This is a genomic window from Exiguobacterium sp. KJ 601, assembly GCF_027161185.1.
Taxonomy (GTDB): Bacteria; Bacillota; Bacilli; order Exiguobacteriales; family Exiguobacteriaceae; genus Exiguobacterium; species Exiguobacterium profundum.
In genome coordinates this window covers 1,677,269-1,694,422 of record NZ_JADHZG010000001.1, presented here as the reverse complement: position 1 = coordinate 1,694,422, position 17,154 = coordinate 1,677,269, and the positions used below count along the sequence as shown (strand labels likewise).

The 17,154-nt window shown below is 47.1% G+C and carries 15 protein-coding genes; 11 read left to right on the top strand and 4 right to left on the bottom strand.

Annotation, left to right across the window (positions count from 1 at the left end; translation table 11 throughout):
- Positions 1-84: 84 nt before the first annotated feature.
- Positions 85-900, top strand: a complete 816-nt coding sequence (gene nadE, locus IRJ25_RS08700) for an ammonia-dependent NAD(+) synthetase (RefSeq protein WP_074037388.1) — start codon at positions 85-87, stop codon at positions 898-900.
- A gap of 42 nt (positions 901-942) precedes the next feature.
- Here the strand turns inward: nadE and IRJ25_RS08695 are convergent, their stop codons facing one another.
- Complete coding sequence (locus tag IRJ25_RS08695) at positions 943-1,329, bottom strand: disulfide bond formation protein B (protein ID WP_159562030.1); 387 nt, start codon at positions 1,327-1,329, stop codon at positions 943-945.
- A gap of 108 nt (positions 1,330-1,437) precedes the next feature.
- On the opposite strand from IRJ25_RS08695, the gene IRJ25_RS08690 reads away from it, so the two are divergent.
- From IRJ25_RS08690 to IRJ25_RS08670, 5 genes are all read left to right on the top strand, one after another.
- The gene (locus tag IRJ25_RS08690; RefSeq protein WP_074037386.1) at positions 1,438-2,313 is read left to right on the top strand and encodes a LysR family transcriptional regulator; all 876 of its coding nucleotides are present in this window, start codon (positions 1,438-1,440) and stop codon (positions 2,311-2,313) included.
- On the top strand, positions 2,313-3,434 hold the full coding sequence (locus IRJ25_RS08685; protein WP_074037384.1) for an N-acetyldiaminopimelate deacetylase: 1,122 nt from the start codon (positions 2,313-2,315) through the stop codon (positions 3,432-3,434). The genes IRJ25_RS08690 and IRJ25_RS08685 overlap by 1 nt, the downstream gene beginning before the upstream one ends.
- Before the next feature lie 259 nt (positions 3,435-3,693).
- Complete coding sequence (locus tag IRJ25_RS08680) at positions 3,694-5,082, top strand: cytochrome ubiquinol oxidase subunit I (protein ID WP_074037383.1); 1,389 nt, start codon at positions 3,694-3,696, stop codon at positions 5,080-5,082.
- Positions 5,083-5,096: 14 nt separating this feature from the next.
- Positions 5,097-6,128, top strand: a complete 1,032-nt coding sequence (locus tag IRJ25_RS08675; RefSeq protein ID WP_015881251.1) for a cytochrome d ubiquinol oxidase subunit II — start codon at positions 5,097-5,099, stop codon at positions 6,126-6,128.
- A gap of 130 nt (positions 6,129-6,258) precedes the next feature.
- Positions 6,259-6,921: a potassium channel family protein gene (locus IRJ25_RS08670; RefSeq protein WP_015881252.1), complete on the top strand. Its 663-nt coding sequence runs from the start codon at positions 6,259-6,261 to the stop codon at positions 6,919-6,921.
- Between the two features lie 78 nt (positions 6,922-6,999).
- Here the strand turns inward: IRJ25_RS08670 and IRJ25_RS08665 are convergent, their stop codons facing one another.
- Positions 7,000-7,788 carry a Cof-type HAD-IIB family hydrolase gene (locus IRJ25_RS08665; RefSeq protein WP_269318108.1) on the bottom strand — a complete coding sequence of 263 codons (789 nt, stop codon included), beginning with the start codon at positions 7,786-7,788 and terminating at the stop codon, positions 7,000-7,002.
- Positions 7,789-7,988: 200 nt separating this feature from the next.
- Between IRJ25_RS08665 and rnjA the strand changes: the two genes are divergently transcribed.
- Both rnjA and IRJ25_RS08655 read left to right on the top strand, forming a co-directional pair.
- Positions 7,989-9,656, top strand: a complete 1,668-nt coding sequence (gene rnjA / locus IRJ25_RS08660; protein ID WP_269318107.1) for a ribonuclease J1 — start codon at positions 7,989-7,991, stop codon at positions 9,654-9,656.
- 62 nt (positions 9,657-9,718) lie between these two features.
- On the top strand, positions 9,719-11,176 hold the full coding sequence (locus tag IRJ25_RS08655; protein WP_269318106.1) for a phospholipase D family protein: 1,458 nt from the start codon (positions 9,719-9,721) through the stop codon (positions 11,174-11,176).
- Between the two features lie 41 nt (positions 11,177-11,217).
- Here the strand turns inward: IRJ25_RS08655 and IRJ25_RS08650 are convergent, their stop codons facing one another.
- Positions 11,218-12,843 (bottom strand): alpha/beta hydrolase, encoded by a 1,626-nt coding sequence (locus IRJ25_RS08650; RefSeq protein WP_441316664.1) that lies wholly within the window; start codon positions 12,841-12,843, stop codon positions 11,218-11,220.
- Between the two features lies 1 nt (position 12,844).
- Positions 12,845-13,384 (bottom strand): peptide deformylase, encoded by a 540-nt coding sequence (def, locus tag IRJ25_RS08645; RefSeq protein WP_269318104.1) that lies wholly within the window; start codon positions 13,382-13,384, stop codon positions 12,845-12,847.
- A gap of 331 nt (positions 13,385-13,715) precedes the next feature.
- Here def and pdhA point away from each other — a divergent pair, with 331 nt between their 5' ends.
- The 3 genes from pdhA (at position 13,716) to IRJ25_RS08630 (ending at position 17,150) form a co-directional block, all read left to right on the top strand.
- Positions 13,716-14,801, top strand: coding sequence for a pyruvate dehydrogenase (acetyl-transferring) E1 component subunit alpha (gene pdhA / locus IRJ25_RS08640; protein ID WP_015881258.1), 1,086 nt, complete (start codon positions 13,716-13,718; stop codon positions 14,799-14,801).
- Between the two features lie 3 nt (positions 14,802-14,804).
- Positions 14,805-15,782, top strand: a complete 978-nt coding sequence (locus tag IRJ25_RS08635) for an alpha-ketoacid dehydrogenase subunit beta (protein WP_074034993.1) — start codon at positions 14,805-14,807, stop codon at positions 15,780-15,782.
- Between the two features lie 78 nt (positions 15,783-15,860).
- Positions 15,861-17,150 carry a dihydrolipoamide acetyltransferase family protein gene (locus IRJ25_RS08630; RefSeq protein WP_015881260.1) on the top strand — a complete coding sequence of 430 codons (1,290 nt, stop codon included), beginning with the start codon at positions 15,861-15,863 and terminating at the stop codon, positions 17,148-17,150.
- The last annotated feature ends 4 nt before the right edge of the window (positions 17,151-17,154 follow it).

The window sequence follows — 17,154 nt, the reverse complement described above, 5'->3', positions numbered from 1 at the left end:
TCTTTCTTTTTGAGACGCTAGTTGACGGGGTATAAGGATTATCAGACAATAAAGCAAAATGAGAGCATAGTGGGAGGGTAATCCATGCAACAACATATCATTGAATCAACACATGTCAAACCGACCATCAACCCGAAAGAAGAAATTCGTCAACGCATCGACTTTTTGAAAGCATATGTGAAACGAGCCGGTGCGAAAGGACTCGTCCTAGGGATCTCAGGTGGGCAAGACTCAAGCCTTGCCGGAAAGCTATGTCAACTCGCCATGGAAGAGCTTCGTGAAGAAACGGGTGGCGAGTATACATTTTATGCGATCAGATTGCCATATGGTGAGCAACACGATGAGCATGACGCGCAACTTGCGCTTGAGTTCATTCGTCCGGACAAATCGTTCACTGTCAACATTAAGCCTGCTGTTGACGCATCGGTTGAAGCGTTTAACCGTGCAACGGGTCTCGAATTGAGTGACTTCCATAAAGGGAATACGAAGGCACGTGAGCGGATGAAGGCACAATACGATATCGCGGCAACATTCGGTGCCCTTGTGGTCGGAACGGATCATGCTGCGGAATATGTGACAGGATTTTATACAAAACACGGTGACGGAGCTTGTGACCTCACACCGTTGACCGGTTTGAACAAACGTCAAGGGAAAGCACTTCTCCATGAACTTGAAGCGCATGAGCGTGTGATTTATAAGGTGCCGACGGCTGACCTTGAAGATGGTCGCCCTGGACTTCCTGACGAAGTCGCACTCGGTATGACGTATGATCAGCTGGACGACTATTTGGAAGGGAAGACAATCGACCCAACAATCGCCGAGCGAATCGAGACAATTTTTAAACGTTCACGCCACAAGCATCACATGCCTGCCTCGTTGTACGACGAATGGTGGCAATGAAAAAAGGAGGAGCTGTCTCGAGACAGCTTCTCCTTTGTTGTCTTACGCTTTCTTAAGCGGTACGAACTGAACGATCAGGATGCAGGTAAAGGCGATAAAACTGAGGAGTGGGATGGTGACGAATCCAAAATAGTTGACCCAACGAATCAGGCAGTCGTTCGTACAGAAGGCTTCACCGTTCGGGATCCGTTCTAAAATAACGTGATACAGACTGATACACCATCCGGCACCGGCCATAATCCCTACGAACAAGCGGTTGACGTCTCGTGCAGTCAACATGATAGTCAAGTAGTAGATGGCTAGTGGATACATAAAGATGCGTTGGAACCAACACAACTTACAAGGTAAAAAGAGCATGATCTCTGAAAAATAAAGGCTGCCGAGCGTCGCGACGGTCGCAACGATAAAGGCGAAATGATGACGTTGCATCAGATTTCCTCCTAACAATCAAATTGATGATTAAACATGATATGATACATTGAAACAAATACTTATTCAGTATACAATCTTTCAAACGATAGAGAAACAGGTGACGTGATGCAAGTTTCGGAAGTAGAAGTGTTAATTATTCTTGCGGAAGAATTGAATATGCGGAAAGCAGCCGAGCGGTTGTTTGTCTCACAACCAGCGCTCAGTCAACGGCTCGTGACCATCGAACATCAGTGGGGAAAGAAGATTTTCGTTCGCTCCACAAGAGGGCTCGCATTGACGCCAGATGGGGAGAAAATCATCGAGTTCGCCAAAAAGATGTACAGCGAAGAACAAGAACTGAGGGGTGAACTGACTGCCAACCAAGGGGAAGTGTACGGGACGTTGAAAATTGCCGTCGCCTCCATCATGGGACAATATTGGTTACCCAAGGTATTGAAGACGTTCGTTGAACGCTATCCGTCTGTCCGTGTCAAATTGGTCACCGGATGGTCGAGCGAAATGATGCGTTATATGCTCGAAGAGAATTTTCATATCGGAATCATTCGAGGGAATCCTGATTGGCGAGGAGAACGGATGAAGTTGTTCTCCGATTCCTTGCATTTGGTCGATCTAAAAATGACCGACCTCTCCCAACTAAAAAACAATGAGCGCTCGTTTATTCAATTCAAGAGTGACTCGACTTATTACCAGGAAATATTAGAGTGGTGGCAGGAACGGTTTTCGAGTCCACCTCTGACGACGCTGGTCGTCGATCAAATCGAGACATGCAAACAGATGGCGTTACACGGAATCGGGTTCGCGATTCTCCCTGAATCGACCATCAAAGATGTGAATGAGATGAATAAGATTCCATTGACGTCGTCGGGTGGTGTGCCACTCGTCCGGGACACGTGGATGCTTTCTACAGAATCGATGTTGGAGTTGGCGCAAGTTCAAGCGTTTTGGAAGATCGTTGAAGAAATTACGAAGGAGACTGAATGATGAATTGGGCAATTGAAGCGAGAAGACAGCTGCATTTAATTCCGGAAGCCGGATATGAAGAGTTCAAAACACAAGCGACACTTGAGCAATTGATTCGATCGCTCGATTCACCACGTGTTCACATCACACACTGGCGAACAGGTCTTTTCGTCCGGGTAGATGGTCTCGTCGGTGAGAAGACGATTGGATATCGGGCCGATATGGATGGACTGCCCATCACGGAAGAGACGGGGCTAGAGTTCGCATCGATTCACGAAGGCATGATGCATGCATGCGGACATGATGTGCACATGTCGATCGCACTTGGATTAATTAAACGAGCGGTCGAGGAACCGCTTAACCATCACCTTGTCGTCTTTTTCCAACCGGCCGAAGAGGGCCCGGGAGGAGCCGAACCGATGGCGAAATCAGAATTGTTCTATCACTTCCGGCCGGATGCACTGTTCGGCTTGCATGTCGCGCCTGAATATCCTGTCGGCATGGTCGCTTCAAGACCGGGCGTGTTGTTTGCGAGTGCGCGAGAGCTTCATATCACCATTCACGGAAAAGGGGGGCATGGTGCTTTCCCTCACGCGGGAATTGACGCTGTCATCGTTCAGGCCGCTCTCATCATGCAACTGCAAACGATTGTGTCACGGAACATTGACCCGATGGGAAGTGCGGTCGTCAGTATCGGAAAAGTCGCAGCAGGAACGAAAGAAAATATCATCGCTGATACGGCCAAATTGGATGGGACGGTCCGTGCATTGTCCGACAAAGAAATGGTCGTGCTTGAAAGCCGGATTCGTCAAATCATTGCCGGTGTCGAGATGACGTATAACGTTCAGATTGACCTTGAATTTGGTAATCGCTATCACGAGGTCGTCAATGACGAACGTTACCTCTATCAATTCGAGGAAGCGGTGGAAGAGGTCGGCTATTCTTATAAAACGTGTGTCCCTGCCATGACGGGTGAAGATTTTGGATATATGTTGAAACAGGTCCCTGGATTCATGGTTTGGTTAGGAGTGAACGATATGGGATCAGGACTTCATCAATCGACACTCAACCCGGATGAACGTTCGATTGAAGTAGCCATCGATTTATTCGACCACTACTTCCGTAATGTCATGATTCAATAACACGAAGCGGTCTCGATTGAGTCCGCTTTTAGTGTGCCCGAAAAGGAGTGAACGAGGGTGAAAAAGGGAAACATTTATTCATGTAAAGCGACGATTTTGTGGCGATTGCTCAAATGTGAACATTTTGCGAACTCGAGCATTGAGACATTACAGCGCAATATAAAATCATTATGATGTAAGTATCGAAGGGTATTCATCTGTGATTGTCGTTTCATACATGGGTTCGAAGCGATAGAGAGAGATAGGAGGTAATCAATAGATGTTTCAAGATCCTGTCCTGATGAGTCGAGCATTGACGGCACTCACATTAGGTTTTCATGTGATTTTTGCCACACTCGGCGTCGGGGTTCCACTTTTAATTTTATTGGCAGAATTTTTAGGAATACGTAAAAAAGACCCGAAATACACGCTCATGGCTCGCCGTTGGTCGCGTGGCTATGTCGTGACGGTAGCAGTTGGGGTTGTGACAGGTACGGCCATCGGTCTGCAGCTTTCACTCCTATGGCCGAACTTGATGCGCGTTGCGGGTCAAACGATTGCGCTCCCGCTTTTCATGGAAACGTTCGCCTTCTTCTTTGAAGCGATTTTCCTTGGTATTTACTTGTACACGTGGGATCGATTTAAAAATCCGTGGCACCACATGCTCCTCGGGATTCCGGTTGCCGTCGGTGCATTGTTCTCAGGGTTTTTTATCACAACGGTAAACAGTTTTATGAACCAGCCTGTAGGGTTTGATATTGTCGATGGTCGATTGGCAAATGTCAGCCCGCTCGAAGCGATGTTCAGTCCGGCTATGCCGACGAAAATGGCACACGTGTTGACTTCGGCTATTTTAACATCCGCGTTCATTCTAGCTGCGATCGCAGCCGTTCAGTTGTTACGTCAACGCCGAAATCAACTCGACAAGATGTCAATCGAGTATCATAAGAAAGGTCTTCGTCTGACGATGACGGTCGCTTTGATCTTTGCGATCGCGACAGCGCTTGTCGGTGACTTCTCAGGTAAATATTTGGCTCAGTATCAACCAGATAAATTAGCAGCTGCAGAATGGCATTTCGAAACCTCCTCCGAGGCCGAATTGATTTTGGGCGGATGGTTAGAAGATGATGGGCAAGGTGGCTATGAAGTTCGAGGCGCCTTGAAGATTCCTTACGCCCTCTCTATTCTTGCAGGTGGTGTCCCGAACTATGAAGTGACGGGTCTCAATGAATTTGCGAAAGAAGATCAACCGCCGCTCTTCGTTCACTATCTATTTGATGCGATGGTCGGAATTGGGATGCTTCTCGCGCTCATCTCCTTCCTGTTCGTACTCGGACGATATATTAAACGTTTGAACCAGTTCAGCAAGCCGATGCTCTTTGCGATTGCAGCCGGTGGACCTCTTGCCATGGCGGCGATTGAGTTTGGTTGGTTCTTCGCTGAGTTTGGTCGTCAACCTTGGGCGTTATATGAGTTGATGCGTACGAGTGAGGCAGCTACGACATCAGCGAACGTCGGTTGGATGCTTGTCGCTTTCGCGATCCTCTACGCGGTACTCGGAACAGTGACTGTGGTTGTCCTATCACGCCTGTTCAAAGAGAATCCGGTAGGAAAAGAACTAAAACAATCCGAGCATCGTGGTGAAGCGATGTTTGCGGATGAAGTGTGATCGGAGGATATGACATGCAAATTCAAGAATTAGGGATTGCCGTCTTATGGACGTTTCTATACGGCTACCTCATCGTCGCATCGATTGACTTCGGTGCAGGCTTCTTCGCTTTCTATAGCCGCTATACGAAACGTGATCACTTAGTGAACCGTCTCGTCAAACGGTATTTGTCACCGACATGGGAAGTCACGAACGTATTCTTCGTGTTCTTCTTTGTCGGGATTGTCGGATTCTTTCCGGACACTGCTTATTACTATGGTACGGCCTTGCTCGTTCCAGCGTCTGTCGTGTTAATCTTGCTTGCGATTCGTGGTAGCTTCTATGCGTTCGCTAACTATGGGTCAAAGGAGAGCACGCTCTATATGTTCCTCTATGGGGCGACGGGATTACTCATCCCAGCTTCGATGTCGACGGTCTTAACTGTCAGCCAAGGCGGTTTCATCACGGAGACAGAGAACGGTGTCTTCTTTGACGGGGCGAAGTTGTTCACCAACTTCTACTCGTGGACGGTCGTCATCTTAGCGATTGTCTCCGTCCTCTATATTAGCGCCATGTTCCTCTTGTTCTACGCGGACAAGGCACGTGACCAAAATGCCGTCGAACTCGTTCGGAAATGGGCTCTATTTTGGAGCGTCCCGACAATTATCGCATCGGGTCTCGTCTTCTTTGGGTTGAAGTCACAAGCTGCGTGGCACTACGAAAGCATCCTAGGAGGGAACTGGTGGTGGTTTGCGATGAGCTTCTTGTTCTTCGTCATCGCCGTCTCCTTCGTGTATATGAAACGAAATTACGGGATTGCCTTCTTGATGGTCATGGGTCAGTTCTTCATGGCATGGTTCGGCTACGGATACTCTCACTTGCCATACATCCTGTATCCGTATATCGACATTAATGGAAGTGTCGTCAACGAGTCGATGGCGGTGGCACTTGTCATCGTATTCATCTTAGGGTTGCTCCTACTCGTTCCAGCGCTCTATCTCTTGCTCCGTTTGTTCTTGTTCGACAACGACTACGTACGAGGGAAACGCTCGAGTGGAAAAGCATAATGACAAGAACGGGATTTCCTTTATTTGAAGGGAATCCCGTTTTGTTTTTTATATAGAGTTTTGAAGTGGAATCAGTTACACTGAACGAAGAATCAAGAAGAGAACATGTGTAGGAAAGGGATGTAGCATCATGACAGGTGAATTTGCAGTCATCGGGTTAGGACGATTTGGAGGGTCGATCGTCCGAGAATTGTCTTCAAATGGATATGACGTCCTCGCCATCGATTCAGATGAGGAACGTGTCAATGAGTTTATGGGATTGGCAACCCATGCGGTGATTGCCGATACAACAGATGAGAATGTGTTAAAGAGTTTAGGGATTCGTAACTTTGAACATGTGATCGTCGCCATCGGGGAGAATATTCAAGCTTCCATTTTGACGACGTTGATTTTAAAAGAACTCGGTGTCCAAATCATCACGGTCAAGGCGACGAACGATTACCATGAAAAAGTACTCCGTCGAATCGGGGCGGATAACATCGTCCACCCTGAGCGAGATATGGGCGTTCGAATTGCCAATGGATTGATGAGCCAAAGTATCCTCGACTACCTCGAATTATCGAATGAACATTCGATTGTCGAAATTAAAGCATCGGACAAGTTATCGAACAAATCCCTCATCGATTTGGACTTGCGAGCGAAGTACGGGGTGAACATCGTCGCGATTCGTCGCGATGACGATGTCCTGATTTCTCCTCAAGCGGATGAGATGATTTTATCGGAAGATATCCTGATCATCATCGGGAAGGATACCGATTTGGATCGACTAGAGCGCACACTTCGTTCGAGATAAAAGAAAAGACCTTTGGAGCGATGCCGCGATCGTTGAATCGATTGATCCAACTCGACGGTTTGACTCCAAGGGTCTTTTTTAGATGAGCTTCATCGCCTTTAGGCCGTACTCGATTCCATCTTCAAGGATGGATTTCGTGACGAAATCCGCCACGTCTTTCGCTTCGGTGCGACCATTGCCCATGGCGATTCCTGTCCCTACATACTGAAGCATGGCCAAGTCGTTCAATGCATCTCCGAAAGCATACGTATTCTCAAGACGGTAGCCGTTGGTCTCAATAAAGTGACGGATGCCGTCTGCTTTACTGGCTCCTTTATTGATCACGTCCATCGCATGAGGGTGCCAACGGATAAAATCGAACTCACGATAAGCATTGATGTAATGATGCTCGTCTTCAGGCGTGCAATACAGTAACGTCTGATACACATCTTCTTCTGTATGAAAGTTCGGTTCGAATGAAGGGATCGGCATGTTGAGTTCGCCGAGCGATTGTTCAACGATGGCGTCATTCGGTCTTGAAGCACCACCACGGTCCTGACCCAAATAGACGAGTGTATGGTCATTTGAAGAAGCGTGCGTCGTCAAGCGATCGAGTGCATCTTTCGAGAGCGTGTTACGATAGACGATTGCACCTTTGTGCACGACAATCTGACCGTTGTAACAAACGAGACTATCAATCCGGACACGTTCTGGGATGTCGGATAGCATGGCCGGTCCCCGTCCCGTCGCGATGAACGTCTCGACGCCGTTTGCCTGAAGTGCTTGAATTGCTGAAATCGTGGAAGGCGGTATATAACTACCTTCATGTAAAAGCGTGCCGTCAATGTCGAAGAAAACAACCTTTTGATCTTCCATTTGATTCACCATTCTTTCTCTTTATCTAAAAAATATGTTTTCTGAACCCACTAAAAGGATAACACGAAATAGGGAAACTACCACGAATATCACATCGTTAGTGAAATATTGTCATGATATGAGCTATAATGAAAAAAGAATCTTACGGGCATATTCGAGAATCACTTATGTTTCACATAGATGTATTAATAATTGAAGTAAGGAGAGATTAAATGAAGTTTGTTAAGAACCACCAAACAGCCGTGTTCGCATTAGGCGGACTCGGAGAAATCGGGAAGAACACATATGTTGTTCAATTCCAAGATGAAATCATCGTCATCGATGCGGGAATCATGTTCCCAGAGGATGACTTGCTTGGAATCGACTATGTGATTCCTGATTACTCGTACCTGATTAAAAACAAGGACAAAGTAAAAGGGGTATTCATCACTCACGGTCACGAAGACCACATCGGGGGAATTCCATTCCTATTGAAGCAAGTGCAATTGCCGATTTACGCGACGAAGCTCGCGCTCGGATTGATCAAAGTTAAACTTGAGGAGCATGGGTTGCTTCGTGAGGCGGAGCTCCATGAGATTGATGAGGATTCACTCATCAAATTCCGTAAGACGAGCATCTCGTTCTTCCGCACGACGCACTCGATTCCGAACTCACTCGGTGTCGTCGTCAAGACGCCACAAGGGAACATCATCCATACGGGTGACTTTAAGTTCGACTTCACTCCGGTAGGCGAGCCGGCAGACCTTGCCAAGATGGCGGAAATCGGAAAAGAAGGCGTACTTTGTCTCTTGTCCGATTCAACAAATGCAGAAGTGGAAGGCTTCACGATGAGTGAGAGTGTTGTCGGTGGGACGATTAGTGAAACGTTCCGGAAAGCGGATGGTCGAATCATCTTTGCGACGTTCGCATCGAACATCTATCGCTTGCAACAAGTGGTCGATGCGTGTGCCGAGACAGGTCGTCATCTCATGATTTTCGGTCGTTCGATGGAGAAAGTCATGACGATCGGACAAGAACTCGGTTTCATCAACGTGCCAAAGGGTATGATCATTGAGGCGAATCAGATGCGTCACTACGACCCGAATGAAATCGCGATTCTTTGTACCGGCTCGCAAGGGGAACCGATGGCAGCGCTCAGCCGTATTGCGAATGGGACGCACCGTCAAGTGTCAATCATTCCTGGGGATACGGTCATCTTTTCTTCTTCTCCAATCCCAGGAAATGCCATCTCCGTCGGGAAGACGATTGACCAGTTGTATAAAGCGGGAGCGGATGTTGTCTACGGTAAGTTGACGAACATTCATACATCAGGTCATGGTTCGCAACAAGAGCAGTTATTGATGATTCGTCTGTTGAATCCAAAATTCTTCATGCCGATTCACGGTGAGTACCGCATGTTGAAAAAGCATGCTGAGCTTGCTGAATCGGTAGGAATCCCGAAAGAGAACAGTTTTGTTATGGATAATGGTGAAGTGCTTGCTGTCGACTCGGAGTCGGCTGCGGTCACTGGCAAAATTTCTGCGAACGCTGTGTATATCGATGGGAATGGAATTGGTGATATCGGGAATATAGTATTAAGGGATCGCCGAATTCTGTCTGAAGATGGACTCGTTGTCGTCGTCATCAGCATCGATGGCAAGACGCGCAAACTCGTCTCAGGACCAGATATCATCTCACGTGGATTCGTCTATATGCGTGAATCAGGTAGTCTGATTCGTGACGGCGAACGATTGTTGAAGAAAACCGTCGAACAAGGATTGTCCAATAAGCAGATGAAGTGGTCGGAGATGAAACAACTCGTCTCAGACACCCTCACACCTTATTTGGCCCAAAAGACGCGGAGACACCCGATGGTCCTGCCGATTATTATGGAAGTATGATTTGACGGGCTGTAGGAGACTACGGCTCGTTTTTTTCACCAGCAAATGAGGAGGGGGAGCTTATGGCGAAGGAAAAGGGGAAGAAAGGGTGGCTGAAATGGGGATCTGCAATCGTAGCGGTCATTTTTCTCATCACGCTCGTATATCATCAAGTCAAACCATTACCGGAAGGCGTGTCGAGACAATCTGAACCATATCTCATCACAGATGACCAAATCGATTTTCTCCACGATTTGACCTATCAAGGGGAAGATACGGAGATTGTCGAACAAGAGATATTTAGTGAAGTTGAACGAGCAATACGTGAGGCAAAGGAATACATCGTCATGGACTTTTTCTTATTCAATCCTTATTCGAATGAAGACCGACAATATCCTGACATCACATCGCGCCTGTCATCGGCATTGCTTGAGCAAATGGAGCGATATCCGGACTTGAAAGTCGTTTTTATTACAGACGATATCAATACGACTTATAACGGGCACGTTTCCGACCACTTCGATGTACTGGAGGAGGCAGGGGTTGAAGTCGTGTACACAAATCTCGACGAACTTCGTGACCCAAATATTCTTTACTCCACGTTTTATCGAATGGCGCTTCAATGGTTCGGGGACAGTCAATCCGGCTGGTTACCGAATCCGATGGGCTCTTCGGCACCGGACATTACGGTTCGTGCTTATTTAAGGTTGCTCAACATCAAAGCGAACCATCGGAAGGTGATGGTCACTGAAAATGAGGGATTTGTACTATCCGCCAATCCACATGACGCTAGCGGATACCACTCGAATGTCGGTGTCCATTTAAAAGGACCGATTTTAAAAGAAATCGTTGAAGGTGAGCAAGCGGTCGCGACGTTCTCTAAAGGGGATGCACGGCGCTTCCCAGATGATGAAGCGTTGTCGAAGATTGAAAATGCGCCGAGCGAGGCACCGATGGAGATTCGTTATGTCACGGAAGGGAAGATTCAAGAGTCGGTGCTCGATGCAATGAATGGGGCGGACGATGGAGATACCATTTGGATCGGAATGTTCTATTTGGCAGATCGGAATATTATCCAAGCAATCGAGGATGCCGCCGGGCGCGGGGTGAAGGTGAACTTGATCCTCGATCCGAACACGAATGCCTTCGGTCGATCGAAATCAGGGTTACCGAACTTACCGGTGACGGCAGAACTGAACACCGTCAACCCGGAGCAAATCGAGATTCGCTGGTATGATGTCGCCAAGGAACAATATCATCCAAAAATCCTGTATGTGGAGGGTGAGGAGAAAACCGTTGTCTTAGGATCGGGGAACTATACGACCCGGAACATGAACGATTACAACCTAGAGGCAGACGTCGAAGTGACAGGAGAAGTGGATACAGCCTTCTTTGATGAAGTGGACGAGTATTTTAATCGTCTATGGAACAATGAGAATGGCACGTATACGGTAGCGTATGATGAGATTCAAACGGATCTCCCAATCGGAAAGTATATGATGTATTGGCTCCAAAAAGTCACATGGACGATGACCTATTAAAAAACAGCTATCCTCAAAATTTGGGGATAGCTGTTTTGACGTTAGTTCGTCTCGATTGGATTAAACTCATTCGTGTATTCGTATAAGAATTTCCCAGTCTCTTTCAAAACGTCACTTTTACGGTGAAGCGAGAAATGGTCGTACGGTACCGTTTCTGTCTGAATGTTATTCGTATACTCTTCCAGTAACAGAGAACTCGCCGGCTCAATCAAATTGAATTCACCGCCTCGTCCAGAGAAGGAGAGTACCTGAACGGACCTCGGCCATGTCTCAAGCTTAGACTGGAATGCCTGCAGTCCGTCTGAGTTAGGGGACAAATCACGGATGGCAGGGCTTCCGGTGTTAATGCCGAAGTTACTGGCAGATAATCCGAAGTTCGCAAGGCGTGTCCCGCCGAACGGGCTATCGAACGTTACAAACTTATCGACGATGTACGTCTCTTGATTCAAGATATAGTTGGCAGCGGCTACGCCACCCATGCTATGGCCAATGATATACATCCGATCGAATGATCGATTTCTCGTTTTTTTATATGTTTCAATGGCTGTATTCAACCACTTTGTCTGATTGTTCAAAGAAGCCTCTGCATCTTCGAACTCGATTCGGACAATCGGGCGAGTTGAACTAAAATCATATATTTCACAGTCGGCCTTGCCTTTGGCAGTCACGGTACAAAGTGCTCCGTCAGTCGCTTGCCCACTTTGTTCCATCGCTTGAGAGAAACGGAGAAACGTCCGGTCTGTCCCGAGTAAACCATGAACTGCAAACGTAGGAATAAACTCATTCGTTTGAGAAGCTTGGCGAATCGCCTCGGATTGACGCTCGTTTGTCAACTCTTGTCGGAAGGTGACGATGATGAGAGCGAGTGAAAGTGAGACGATCAACAGTCCGAGGAGACGTGAACGAATGGATGTCTCTTTTGGGTTGCCAACATTCCGACGATATTTGCGCCAAATGAAGTAAGTCAATACGGCCGCTGCAATCAGAACGATTCCCGTCACGATCCAAGCGTTGACGTTCGGTAAATGGGCAACTAGCTTCACGTTATTTTGCCGACCGCCGTAGACTTGCCACTCGACATGTTTCATAGAACGGAGGTCTAGGCCAGTTCCATCCTCAACGAATACGCCGGTCGGAACAGTCAAGTTAAAGCGAATGTCGGCTTGGCGGATATATCGTTCAGCCAATTTTTTGGGGGAGCCGGTTAGTTCGACGCCGGGTAAGTCGACACGATCGAGTCGGAGGTCGAGATTGGTTTGGAGTGTATATGAATCAAACCAAATGCCTTCCTGTTGTTCGATGTCGAACTGAATATCCGGAGGGACTAAAATACCGGCTGGTCCCGTTTTCCATTCCTCTTTAATCTGTTGCAACTCGTCCACATTTTTAAATGTCTTCTTTAAGACCATGCCTTCGTAGTCATCAGGACTTGAATAATCTTCTGTTTCATATCCGTTTTCTTCCGCCTGCTCTTTCCAAGTATCCCAGTCGAGCCTGAGATTGAGCAATTTCATGACAGGATGATCACGGAACGCATAAGTCGTTTCGAGCGAAACAGATTGGTCATAGTGAACAGTCGCATCATAATTGATTCGCACACATCCACCGATTAAAAGAAATAAAAATGGGAATAGTAACAACAGTGCCCTTTTTCTCGATCTAAACATGTTAAATCGGTTCGCCGTATGTTTCTAACGGGTTCGACATATTGATGCGGTCATAGAACATGATCCCATCTAAATGATCGAGCTCGTGCTGACATACGACAGCGCGCATTCCGCGCAGACGAAGCTTAATCGGCTTCCCGTCGCGGTCGAACCCTTCTAACGTGATTCGACGAAAACGAGGTACATTTCCTTTGACCACGCGATCGACCGATAGACAGCCTTCGCCGCCATTCAAAAATGTCTGTTCGACAGAATGACTTGTAATTTTAGGATTGAAGATGGAGAGTTTAAACGTCTCTTCCTCTTCTTGTAGCAAGACTGTGAAGAAACGGCGATTTACACCGAGTTGAGGTGCGGCGATTCCGACACCACCTCGTAACTCGTATTTCTCGCTCATCTCTGGGTCTTGACTATTGACAAGAAACGTCTCCATCTCGTCGAGTAACGCCAAATCTTCTGTCGTTGGCGGAATCGGTACTTCAATTGAGCGCGCGCGAAGTCGCTCGTCTCCTTCGCGGATGACATCTTTCATGGTTAACATACACAACTTCCTTTCTATCAAACATATATGATTGATTATATCATATTTAAACAGGAAGGAATGTGGATGGTACAGAAGGTGAAATGAAAATAATACAGTGGTGAAAAGGATGTCATATCCCTTGAATGTAAGCGTTTTATTTCGGTAAGCATATTTTTTGCGTTATTGAAACAACCCGTTTTATACTAACAAGGAAACGGCAGAAGAGGATAACTTTTCTGAATCACGTTAATACAGATTGCTTTTTTGGACAGATACACGTAAGATTTGAGATAGTGTTTGATCACAAAAAAGACAATTGTCTCATAGTTGAAAGGATGAGGTGAAACGAATGAACAACGTTCAGGTACTTCAAAACGTGGAAGAAAACTTCCAAACGTTCCGTATTCTCGACGAGAAGGGTGAGGTCGTCAACCAAGACGCAATGCCTGACCTAACGGACGAGCAACTTCAGGAACTCATGCGCCGCATGGTCTATACTCGAATCTGGGACCAACGCGCCATCTCACTTAACCGTCAAGGTCGCTTAGGATTCTACGCGCCAGTGGCAGGTCAAGAGGCGACGATGATCGGGACGCAATACGCGCTCGACAAAGAGGACTGGATCCTTCCAGGATACCGTGATATCCCGCAACTTGTATTCCACGGACTTCCGCTTTATCAAGCGTTCTTGTTCTCACGTGGACACGTGGCAGGAAACCGCATCCCTGAAGGTGTCAACGTATTGATGCCACAAATCATCATCGGTGCACAAATCATTCAAACTGCGGGTGTGGCAATGGGCCTCAAACGCAACGGCAACAAAAATGTCGCCATTACTTACACAGGTGACGGTGGCTCATCACAAGGTGACTTCTACGAAGGATTGAACTTTGCAGGTGCATTCAAATCACCAGCAATCTTCGTCGTTCAAAACAACCGTTTCGCTATCTCAACTCCTGTTGAAAAGCAAACTGCAGCTAAAACGATCGCGCAAAAAGCTGTTGCAGCTGGAATCAACGGAATTCAAGTAGATGGAATGGACGTTCTTGCAGTGCTCGCAGCGACTCAACAAGCTCGCGTCGACGCACTCGAGGGAACACCGACACTTATCGAGTCACTCACTTACCGTTACGGACCACATACGCTCGCTGGGGATGACCCAACACGTTACCGTACAAAAGAACTCGACACAGAATATCAAGAAAAAGATCCACTCGTACGTTTCCGTCTCTTCCTTGAGAATAAGAAACTCTGGAACGAAGACATGGAGAACGAAGTGATCGAGCAAGCGAAAGCTGACGTGAAAGAAGCAATCAGCCAAGCAGACAAAGAACCAAAACAAAAAGTTTCGGACTTCATCAACAACATGTTCGAAGAACTTCCTTCAAACTTGAAAGAACAGCTTGAAGAATATACTGCAAAGGAGTCGAAGTAAGTTATGGCTCAAATGACAATGATCCAAGCGATTACTGATGCGATGCGCGTTGAAATGAAACGCGACGAGAAAGTACTTCTTTTCGGAGAAGACGTTGGTAAAAACGGTGGGGTATTCCGCGCGACGGAAGGTCTCCAAGACGAGCTCGGCGAAGATCGTGTCTTCGACACGCCACTCGCTGAATCAGGGATTGGTGGTCTTGCGATCGGTCTAGGTCTTACTGGATTCCGTCCGATTATGGAAGTTCAATTCTTCGGATTCGTATTCGAAGTTTTCGACTCAATCGCAGCTCAAATGGCACGTATGCGTTACCGTTCAGGCGGCGCTTACAGCCAACCAATCACAATCCGTTCACCATTCGGTGGTGGAGTTAAGACACCTGAGCTTCACGCGGACAGCCTTGAAGGCTTGATGGCTCAGACACCTGGTCTTAAAGTTGTTATTCCATCAACTCCTTACGATGCAAAAGGTTTGTTGATTGCGTCAATCCGTGACAACGACCCAGTCGTGTTCCTCGAGCACATGAAATTGTATCGTTCATTCCGTGGCGAAGTACCTGAAGGTGATTACACAATCGAACTCGGTAAAGCAGATGTGAAACGTGAAGGTACAGACGTTTCAATCATCACTTACGGTGCGATGGTGCATACTTCACTTAAAGCAGCGGAAGAACTTGAAAAAGAAAACATCAACGTTGAAGTAATCGACCTCATGACAGTGAGCCCGCTTGATATCGACACAATCGTAGAGTCTGTTAAGAAAACAGGTCGTGCGATCGTCGTTCAAGAAGCACAACGTCAAGCAGGTATCGCAGCGAACGTTGTAACTGAAATTCAAGAGCGCGCAATTCTTCACCTCGAAGCACCAGTTCTTCGAGTAACTGCACCAGACACAGTCTTCGCATTCGCACAAGGTGAAGACATGTGGTTACCTGACCATAAAGATGTCGTTGCAAAAGTTAAGGAAGTTGTGAACTTCTAAGATCGTGTCGAATAAACGATGAGGGAGAATTGTCTCCCTTGTCGTGTTTACATGATGAATTGATGGGAGGAAAAACCAGTGGCAGTATTTGAATTTAAATTACCAGATATCGGTGAAGGTATTCACGAAGGTGAAATCGTCAAGTGGTTCGTAAAAGCAGGGGATACGGTCAAAGAGGACGATGTTCTTTTAGAAGTACAAAACGACAAAGCAGTCGTTGAAATCCCAGCTCCAGTCGACGGTACAGTCAAAGAAGTTAAAGTTTCTGAAGGTACAGTTGCAGTAGTCGGCGACGTCCTCATTACGTTTGACATCGAAGGCGACGCACCAGCAGGTGAAGAAGAAACACCTGAACAACCGAAAGCAGAAGAGAAGACAGAAGACGTAAAAGAAGATGTGAAAGAAGACGCGCCACGCGACGTTCAACTTCACAAATCTGAGCGTGTTATCGCTATGCCATCTGTCCGTAAATATGCACGTGAAAAAGGTGTCGACATCCGTGAAGTCAACGGTTCTGGCGACAACGGCCGTGTATTGAAAGAAGACATCGATGCATTCGCGAACGGCGAAGCACCGTCTGCAGAAGCTACAACAGAGAAAACAGAATCTGTAGCACCAGCAGCTGCTGCGAAAACGGAAATCAAGCCTTACGAGTCAGCGACTCCTGAACTTGAAACACGTGAGAAAATCCGTGGAATCCGTAAAGCCATCTCGAAAGCTATGGTTAACTCGAAACACACTGCACCACACGTTACACTCATGGACGAAGTCGACGTTACAAAACTCGTTGCACTCCGTAAAGATTTCAAACAAGTCGCGGCTGACCAAGGCGTGAAACTCACGTACTTGCCATTCGTCGTGAAAGCATTGACTGCTGCAGCGAAAGCATTCCCAACAATCAACGCTTCAATCGATGACGTGAACGAAGAAATCGTCTACAAAAACTACTACAACATCGGGATTGCAGCTGACACGGACAACGGACTCGTTGTACCAGTCGTAAAAGATGCAGACCGTAAATCAATCTATGCACTTGCTACAAACATTAACGAACTTGCAGGTAAAGCTCGTGAAGGTAAGCTCGCTGGGGAAGACATGAAAGGCGGATCGATCACAATCACAAACATCGGTTCAGCTGGTGGACAATGGTTCACACCTGTCATCAACCACCCAGAAGTTGCGATTCTCGGTATCGGCCGTATCGCTGAGAAAGCTGTCGTGAAGAACGGTGAAATCGTTGCTGCGCCAGTACTTGCACTTTCATTCAGCTTTGACCACCGCCTCATCGACGGTGCGACTGCACAAAACGCTCTTAACATGGTGAAACGCTTGCTCGAAGACCCAGCACTTCTAATGATGGAGGGATAAGAAC

What these genes read in the sequence shown, in the direction of transcription:
- pdhA (WP_015881258.1), top strand. Translation starts at nt 13,716, where the DNA reads ATGAACAACGTTCAGGTACTTCAAAACGTGGAAGAAAACTTCCAAACG.
- IRJ25_RS08635 (WP_074034993.1), top strand. Translation starts at nt 14,805, where the DNA reads ATGGCTCAAATGACAATGATCCAAGCGATTACTGATGCGATGCGCGTT.
- IRJ25_RS08685 (WP_074037384.1), top strand. Translation starts at nt 2,313, where the DNA reads ATGAATTGGGCAATTGAAGCGAGAAGACAGCTGCATTTAATTCCGGAA.
- rnjA (WP_269318107.1), top strand. Translation starts at nt 7,989, where the DNA reads ATGAAGTTTGTTAAGAACCACCAAACAGCCGTGTTCGCATTAGGCGGA.
- IRJ25_RS08650 (WP_441316664.1), bottom strand. Translation starts at nt 12,843, where the DNA reads ATGTTTAGATCGAGAAAAAGGGCACTGTTGTTACTATTCCCATTTTTA.
- def (WP_269318104.1), bottom strand. Translation starts at nt 13,384, where the DNA reads ATGTTAACCATGAAAGATGTCATCCGCGAAGGAGACGAGCGACTTCGC.
- IRJ25_RS08670 (WP_015881252.1), top strand. Translation starts at nt 6,259, where the DNA reads ATGACAGGTGAATTTGCAGTCATCGGGTTAGGACGATTTGGAGGGTCG.
- IRJ25_RS08680 (WP_074037383.1), top strand. Translation starts at nt 3,694, where the DNA reads ATGTTTCAAGATCCTGTCCTGATGAGTCGAGCATTGACGGCACTCACA.
- IRJ25_RS08695 (WP_159562030.1), bottom strand. Translation starts at nt 1,329, where the DNA reads ATGCAACGTCATCATTTCGCCTTTATCGTTGCGACCGTCGCGACGCTC.
- IRJ25_RS08690 (WP_074037386.1), top strand. Translation starts at nt 1,438, where the DNA reads ATGCAAGTTTCGGAAGTAGAAGTGTTAATTATTCTTGCGGAAGAATTG.
- IRJ25_RS08665 (WP_269318108.1), bottom strand. Translation starts at nt 7,788, where the DNA reads ATGGTGAATCAAATGGAAGATCAAAAGGTTGTTTTCTTCGACATTGAC.
- IRJ25_RS08655 (WP_269318106.1), top strand. Translation starts at nt 9,719, where the DNA reads ATGGCGAAGGAAAAGGGGAAGAAAGGGTGGCTGAAATGGGGATCTGCA.
- IRJ25_RS08675 (WP_015881251.1), top strand. Translation starts at nt 5,097, where the DNA reads ATGCAAATTCAAGAATTAGGGATTGCCGTCTTATGGACGTTTCTATAC.
- nadE (WP_074037388.1), top strand. Translation starts at nt 85, where the DNA reads ATGCAACAACATATCATTGAATCAACACATGTCAAACCGACCATCAAC.